This is a genomic window from Flavilitoribacter nigricans DSM 23189 = NBRC 102662, assembly GCF_002646595.1.
GTDB lineage: Bacteria > Bacteroidota > Bacteroidia > Chitinophagales > Saprospiraceae > Flavilitoribacter > Flavilitoribacter nigricans.
The window spans coordinates 26,234-34,000 of sequence record NZ_PDUD01000070.1 but is presented as its reverse complement, the minus strand read 5'-3'; the positions used below and the strand labels follow the sequence as shown (position 1 = coordinate 34,000).

At 51.3% G+C, this 7,767-nt stretch carries 6 protein-coding genes; 2 read left to right on the top strand and 4 right to left on the bottom strand.

Annotated elements, in window-relative coordinates; genetic code table 11:
- The first annotated feature begins 230 nt into the window (after positions 1 to 230).
- Together CRP01_RS39895 and CRP01_RS39890 are read left to right on the top strand one after the other, a co-directional pair.
- On the top strand, positions 231 to 1,316 hold the full coding sequence (locus tag CRP01_RS39895; RefSeq protein ID WP_222845941.1) for a glycoside hydrolase family protein: 1,086 nt from the start codon (positions 231 to 233) through the stop codon (positions 1,314 to 1,316).
- Between the two features lie 90 nt (positions 1,317 to 1,406).
- Complete coding sequence (locus tag CRP01_RS39890; protein WP_099155706.1) at positions 1,407 to 4,250, top strand: M16 family metallopeptidase; 2,844 nt, start codon at positions 1,407 to 1,409, stop codon at positions 4,248 to 4,250.
- An 8-nt stretch (positions 4,251 to 4,258) separates the two neighbouring features.
- Here CRP01_RS39890 and CRP01_RS39885 read toward each other — a convergent pair whose 3' ends face one another.
- The 4 genes from CRP01_RS39885 to CRP01_RS39870 all read right to left on the bottom strand — a co-directional run bounded on the left by CRP01_RS39885 (position 4,259) and on the right by CRP01_RS39870 (position 7,706).
- On the bottom strand, positions 4,259 to 4,681 hold the full coding sequence (locus CRP01_RS39885; RefSeq protein WP_099155705.1) for a hypothetical protein: 423 nt from the start codon (positions 4,679 to 4,681) through the stop codon (positions 4,259 to 4,261).
- 160 nt (positions 4,682 to 4,841) lie between these two features.
- Entirely contained in the window at positions 4,842 to 5,486 is a 645-nt protein-coding gene (locus CRP01_RS39880; protein ID WP_099155704.1) for a response regulator, read from the bottom strand.
- Positions 5,487 to 5,698: 212 nt separating this feature from the next.
- The gene (locus tag CRP01_RS39875; protein WP_099155703.1) at positions 5,699 to 6,691 is read right to left on the bottom strand and encodes a sensor histidine kinase; all 993 of its coding nucleotides are present in this window, start codon (positions 6,689 to 6,691) and stop codon (positions 5,699 to 5,701) included.
- Between the two features lie 22 nt (positions 6,692 to 6,713).
- A complete protein-coding gene (locus CRP01_RS39870) occupies positions 6,714 to 7,706 on the bottom strand; it encodes an ATP-binding protein (protein ID WP_262510354.1) in 993 nt (330 codons plus the stop codon).
- Between the last annotated feature and the right edge of the window lie 61 nt (positions 7,707 to 7,767).

The following is a 7,767-nucleotide window of genomic DNA, read 5'->3' as shown; positions in this document are numbered from 1 at the left end:
TTCGCTTGGCACTCAACCTTATTGTTAAGCTTCCCGCTCTGATTCTATAAAATTCCTATTTATTGGCTTTTTCTAGTCTCTTTTGGCTAGAATCTAAATTAAAGGCAACTTGAATTAATTAACGGGCCGGCGTAGGATCTTTTCTCAGGAGCACCCACCGCTATCACCGGTGGGCCTCATCCTATTGGTGAACAACATTCGAAAATTTCGGACCGAATACCTAAACAAGCATGAAATTCTACTACCTGCCGTTCGCGAAACGTCACAGATTTCCCGGGCTGATCGGGGTATTGTTAATTCTCCTGTCGGCCTGCCATACGCCGCGCTCCGCCCATTTGCCCCAAAGCGTACCCCAGAGCGTCATGGACAGTGTCTACCGGGCCGTCCGGACGCCGTACAAATACGGTATCGTACTCCAACATCCGGATTCCGGCAAAATGGTAGACAGTCCGACCGTTTTCCGAAAGAACGGCCAGTGGTACATGAGCTATATCGTTTTTGACGGACAGGGTTACGAAACCTGGCTGGCGGAAAGCCAGGACCTGTTGCAATGGCGGACCATCGGCCGCCTGCTCACCTTTTCCCAGAATACCTGGGACGCCAATCAGAAAGCCGGCTATATGGCGCTGGTGGATATCGACTGGGGCGGCACGTACAAGATGTACGGCCACGACGGTAAACTGTGGATGTCGTATCTCGGCGGCGCTACCGAAGGTTACGAAAAGGGCACGCTGGGCGTCGGCATGGCTTTCTACGATCCGCTGATCAAATCCGAACAGTGGAGCCGGCTGGCCGATCCGGTGCTTTTGCCCGGAGATAAGGATGCGCGCTGGTTTGAGACCGATAAGATCTACAAGAGCTCCGTGATCCACGATCGCGAAGAGGTGACCGGCTACCCATTCCTCATGTATTACAACGCCAAAGGTGATACGGCCCGCTACGAAAGTATCGGACTGGCCGTTTCCCGGGATATGGTGCACTGGGAACGCTGGGGCGAAGATCCGCTCATTACCCGGCACGAAGGCATCTGTGGGGATGCCCAGATCGTGCGTATGGGCAATCTTTACGTGATGTTCTACTTCGGTGCCTTCTGGAAACCCGGCGCTTTCGAACGCTTCGCCTGTTCTTACGATCTGGTGAACTGGACAGACTGGGAAGGTCCCGACCTGATCGCGCCTTCCGAGGATTACGATCAGCAGTACGCGCATAAGCCCTGGGTAGTCCGTTGGAACGGCGTGGTCTACCACTTTTACAATGCCGTGGGCAGCGAAGGCCGGGTGATCGCCCTGGCGACGTCGGAGCCGCTGGATGAGTAACGCAACAACAACTATTTCGGCAAAACTGCCGTTAACATTAAAGGGTACACTGTATCCTCCCAAGTTTTCATCACCCTAATCTTAAATAGCATGACGCGCAATGACCAGTTCCGGGCCCATACCGGCTATTTCATCTTACTGCTCCTCCAACTATTCATTTTCCAGGGAACTGCCCAGACTGCGGGCACACCGCTGCCTATGGACCCTACTGTGATCAGCGGAGAACTGGACAACGGTCTCAAATACTTCATCAAGCACAATGAAAAGCCCGAGAACCGGGCGGAACTGCGGCTGGCCGTCCACGCCGGATCGCTGCAGGAAGATGACGATCAGCAGGGACTGGCGCACTTCATTGAACACATGGCCTTCAACGGCACCGAAAACTTTGAAAAGAACGAACTGATCGATTTTCTCGAACTGGCCGGCACCCGCTTCGGTCCCGACCTGAACGCCTATACCAGTTTCGAGGAGACCGTCTATATGCTGCAAACCCGTACGGACAGTACGGAACTTCTGGAAAAGGGGCTGCTGATCCTGGAGGACTGGGCCGGTGGCCTTACGCTCGATCCCGAGGAGATCGATAAAGAACGCGGCGTGGTGATCTCGGAATGGCGTTCCAGCCTGAGTCCCGATCAGCGCCTGCAGCAAAAATCCTTTCCCATCACTTATAAGGGTTCCCGCTACGCTGAGCGTTTGCCCATCGGGGATCCGGAGATCATCGAAAATGCCGATTACGCAACCATCGGCCGCTTTTATCAGGACTGGTACCGGCCCGACCTTATGGCCGTGATCGCCGTCGGTGATTTCGATCTGCTTTGGATGGAAGAAGAGATCCGGCGCCGCTTTTCCGATCTGGAAAATCCCGGAACACCACGAGAACGGGAAGACTACAGTATTCCACGGCACGAAGAGACCCGCTTCGTGATCGCTACCGATAAAGAAAATTCCTTTACCCGTATCCAGTTGTCCATCAAACACCCGGAAACTCCCGTGGAAAATGAACAGGACTACCGGACCAGCATCATGCACTCCCTCTACAACCGCATGCTGAATGCGCGGCTCGTAGAGATCCGTCAGCAACCCAATCCGCCCTTTACCTTTGCGTATTCCGGTTACGGGGGCGACCTCGGGGATCTGGACAACTATTTCCTCTACGCTTTCGTGGCCGAAGGTGGCGTGCTGCAGGGACTTTCTTCGGTATACACCGAAACCCGGCGGGCCCTGGACCACGGTTTCGTAGCTACGGAACTCGAACGGGCCAAGGCCGAGACCCTGCGCTCGGCGGAAAAGTCCTTTAAGGAACAGGACAAAACGCCGTCCGGCAGTTTAGCCAGCGGACTGGTCAGCCATTTTTTAAAGGACAGTCCGTTCACGGATGCGGAACAGCGCCTGGCATTGATCGAAAAATTGTTACCTACCATCAGTCTGGAAGACATCAACGCCCAGCCCAGGGAGTGGATCACCGAGACCGATCGTACCATTGTGGTGACCGGTCCGGAAAAGGAAGGAGCCACGCTGCCCGCCGAAGACGCCATCCTGGCCACTCTGGATTCCATCGAGCAACTGAAACTGGATCCCTATATCGACGAAGTCTCGGATGCTCCCCTATTGGATGCGGAACTGGGTATGGGCGAAATCGTCGGCGAAAAGAAATGGCCGGACCTGGGCGTAACGGAATGGACCCTATCCAACGGGATCAAAGTGGTACTGAAACCCACTGACTTTCAGAATGACCAGATCCGCTTCACGGCCTTCAGCCCGGGTGGTAACTCGTTGTACAACGACCAGGATTATTTCAACGCTACCAATGCAGTGGCCATTATTGACCAAAGTGGGATCAGCGACTTCCCGCTTTCCGAACTCAATAAAAAACTGGCCGGTAAAAATATCAGTGTCGGTCCCTACATCGGCGAGTTGAACGAAGGTCTCAACGGCAGCACTTCTCCGGAAGATGTAGAGACCCTTTTCGAACTGATCTACCTCTACTTCACCGCCCCGCGAAAAGACGAAGAGGTACTGCAGAGCTACGTTACGCAGCAGAAATCCATTATGCAGAATATTCTGGTGAATCCCTACTACTATTTTGCCGCCGAGAAAACCAAACTGAAATACGCCGACCATCCCCGCCGTAAGGCGCTGCCGGAAATGTCCGATCTCGAATCGCTGGACATCGATAAGATCTACGAGATCTACCAGGACCGCTTTGCCGACGCCGGTGATTTCACCTTCATATTTGTCGGTAATTTCGACCTGGAAAGTTTCCGCCCATTACTACTCAAATATCTGGGCAGTCTGCCTACCCAGGGTCGCTGGGAAAAATGGAAGGACGTCAAGGCGGATATGGTGGAAGGAAAAATAGAGAAGACCTGGGTGAGAGGGGCCGCCCCCAAGGCCCTTGTGGAAATGGTCTACCACGACGATTTCGAATACACCGCCGAGAACCGCTACGCCTTCACCTCCCTGGCCAGTCTCGTACGGATCAAACTGCGCGAAGCCATGCGGGAGGATAAAGGTGGTGTTTACGGGGTAACGGTGCGATCCAATGTCGGCCAGTATCCGAAGCCGGACTATTCCATCACCATTAGTTTTAACGCCGAACCGGAGGAAGTTGACGAACTGATCGCCACGGCTAAATCCGAGATCGAAAAGATCATGGAAAACGGAGCGGACGCAACCGATATTAAAAAGATCACGGAAACCCAACTCCAGAGCAAGATCAAAAATCTCAAGGAGAACGGCTACTGGCTGGGTCAACTCAATGCCCGTTACCAGAACGATCTGCCGCTGGATGGGATAAAACTGGAGGCGCTGGAGGAAGCGATCGCTACCCTCGACAGCAAAATGCTGCAGGATGCCGCCCGAAAATATTTCGGAACGGAAAATTTCATGCAGTTCGTGCTACTGCCCGAAGAGGAGGCGTTTGAAAAGAATTAATACCGAGGCTAAGCCGGATCTTGGGCCCCGGTTTCCCGGGAAAGTACAGTCCGTCTTTGTTCCTCCAGCTTTTGCTGACGCAATAATTCCTGTTGCTCCCGAAATTCCCGGGTGCTATCGAAAAGCGCTTCCAGACGGAAGGGCAGGTCAGTCAGTGCGCGGGAATCCGTGGAAGTGACCAGTAACGGTGCGTGTTCTCCATGGACGGAGACATATTTTTCCAGGATGTTTTTTGCAGCGTCCACCATGTCCTGATCGCGAATAACGATGAAGGTGGTGGGAAACCAGGCTAACTTTTTCTTAAAATCATCAACGGTAAACGCAGTTAGAACTACCGTCGAGCTTGCGCTCTTATGCACTTGTTGTTTTATCAGGTCGGCTTCTTCCTGATTGGAAACAAACAGTAGAGCAGTTATTGGACGGTCGATCATATCAAAGTCTTGTAAAAGTGAATTGAGGCTAAATTTCATAAGACAAAGATAGATCGGGATAAGCGCCTGTATAAGAGCTAAAAAACCTAATTTGAAAAATACTGCTTTGTTAGTAGGACCTAATGTTTTCTCGTAGATGGCCTGGGAAAATCACCTAGCATTACTCGCTATCAAGTATGTTTTCCTTCATGGCATATTTTACCAATCCGGCCGTATTTTTGACGTTTAATTTCTCCAACAGATTCCGTCGGTGGGTATCTACGGTACGTACGCTGATGTGTAACTGACTGGCAATCTCGGAGTTAGAGTATTCGCTGGCAATGAGTTTCAGTACTTCCACTTCCCGTTTGGTGAGGACGTTATTCCTTTTTACCTCGGGTTCATTTTTCCGGTTCAGTGCCTGGAGGATCACATTGGAGATCTCATTACTGTAATAGGTGTTTCCGGAAGCCACCACCCGTATCGCCCGGACCATCTCTTCCTTCCCGGCATCTTTCAGCAGGTAACCGGATGCCCCGGCTTCCAGCATTTTGACCACATACTCCACCTGATTGTGCATGGAAAAAGCGAGGATCTTCACGTCCGGCATTTCGGATTTTATGCGGATCGTGATGTTGATGCCGTTGCTGTCCTTCAGGTGGATATCCATAAGAATGACGTCCGCTGGTTGCTTCGCCATCAGTTCCAGCAGTTGGTTTTCATTCTCTGCCTCCCCTACCACCTCGATCTCCGGATCATTTTCCAGCAGCGAAGCGATGCCGTCCCTGAAGATCTTATGATCGTCTACTGTAATGACTTTTATCATAGCTTTCTCTTTAATGTCTGGGTTGTGTTTTGATGGATCCCTTTGCGGGTATTTAATGGCAATGACAATATCAATGGCAATATCAATATCAATGGCAATGGCAAACTAACCGCAACAGTTCGGTCCATTATTGATCGTTTCACCGATCTTGAGGTGTTGAATTTGCCATTGCTATTGAATTTGCCATTTTCACTATTCAATGCTCCCTATCCTTACAGCGGGATCTCAATGATCACCATGGTGCCGTGCGCCTCCTCCGTTTCGAGTACAAAATCCCCACCGGTTGACTGAATACGGGTAGCGATATTTTTCAGTCCGATCCCGTTGTCGGCTCCGAACTGATTTTTATTGAATCCGATCCCATCGTCTTCCACCATCAGCACGATACTGTCCCGGTGCTTGATCAGTTGCAGGCTGATCCGGGTGGCCTTTGCGTATTTCAAAGCATTGTGTAGTAATTCCTGTCCGGCCCGGTATAAAGCCAGTTCGATACTGGAATTCAATCGCTGGATCTCACCGGTCACAATGAATTGTAAAGCGGGACCGTCGCCGGTCTGGAACTTTTTACACAGGCTATCCAGTGCAGACACCAAGCCAAAATCCTCCAGCGCACTGGGCATCAGATCGTGGGAGATAGAGCGCAGGTCCCGGGTGACGGACTTTAGTAGCTCCTGGGCCGTCTCAAAGTTATCCTGATACCGGGGGCTGCTTTTGGCGTAGACCTCCTCCTGCACTTCGTCCAGGTTCATCTTTATGGAAGATAATACCGGACCGATCCCATCGTGGATCTCCTGGGCCCAGCGCCGCCTTTCTTTTTCCTGCCCATCAAGCATAGCGTTCAGGGTAGCCCGCTCTACTTCTTTGGTGGCCGTTACATCTTCAATGGTGAGGATCATGCCATTCAGGATCTGGCGACCCCGGATGGTTAAATGACGGCGGCCCGGACTGGTTTCGGATACGTCAAAATTTTCGCGGCCGAAATTGATACACTGATTGACCACATTGGCCAGTTGGGGAAGATGTGGTAAAAAGTCCACCAGTTTTTTCTCGATCACCTCGTTGGGGCTGTGGCCGATCTCCAGGTACCGCAGGGCCTGTTCGTTGAGCAACAGCACTTCTCCGATCATATCCACGGCAATGATCCCGTAGGGGGCTGCACTGATGATAGAGGACAGAAAATCGTATATTTCGGTAGAACTTTTCAAGCATCTTGTATTTTCAGCCGACTCAACTGTCACACAGCTTATAGTGTGCCACCAGGGCCGTCACATCTCCGTACGATCTGGAATGATGATTATAGAGCATTTTCGCCAGCTGCTGTACGTCCGAAAACTCTTCCATAGGAGGTCGGGTCAGCAGATTGCGTATACCGTCCGTACAGAGACAAAGCGTCACCGGCTCCGACAACGGTATCTCCTGGACGATTGGTGGTTTGAAATTGTAATTCCCGACACTACCTACAATATTTTTCAAAATGTTCAACTTATCATTGATCCAGTAGGCGTGGGTATCGCCGATACCGGCGTATTCCAATTTACCGGGCATAAGTCTGGCAATACTGACGGCCGCACCGCCCTCCATTTTACCTTTTTTGAACAACTCATGGCAGATCTCCAGAATTTCTGCTGTTGGGAGACGATAATTTTCCTTGATCAACCGACCCATAAAGGAAGCAGCCAGATTGGCCTTGAGCCCCTGCCCAACCCCGTCGATCACCGACAGCAGCACGCTGTCTCCATCAAACTCCTTGATGACGTACGCATCCCCGTTATACAGGTAACCGTCCGCAGCGATCGAGAGCAGACCGTATTCGACGATATCAGTGGTCAGCGGCAGGAATTTTTTGGCCACAATGGTGGTCCCCTGGTCTACTATAGATTTTATGGAGATATCGTCCATCAATCGGCGTACTATTTCCAGGCCCAGGCCCAGGCTCCCCTTAACTGAGGAATACCCCTTTTCCATAGCCATGGAAATATCGGAAATGCCCGGTCCCCGGTCTTTCAGCCGGATCACCAAAATTCGGCCACCTTTTTCAACGTCCAGGATCAGTGTTCCTTCAATAGCGTGTTTGATCGCATTCTCACAAAGTTCGGATGTCACCAGGGCTAGTTCCTCCACTGCCAGATTATCAAAATGACAGGCAACAGCTAATTTACGAACCGCTTCTCTGCAGAGTCTTACATCTTTGGATTCGCGAACCGGATAATTATTTGCGATGGCTATATTTTTTTAAAGAAATGTCCGACGAAATTAGATTCCGGATTATTCCGGGAACAGT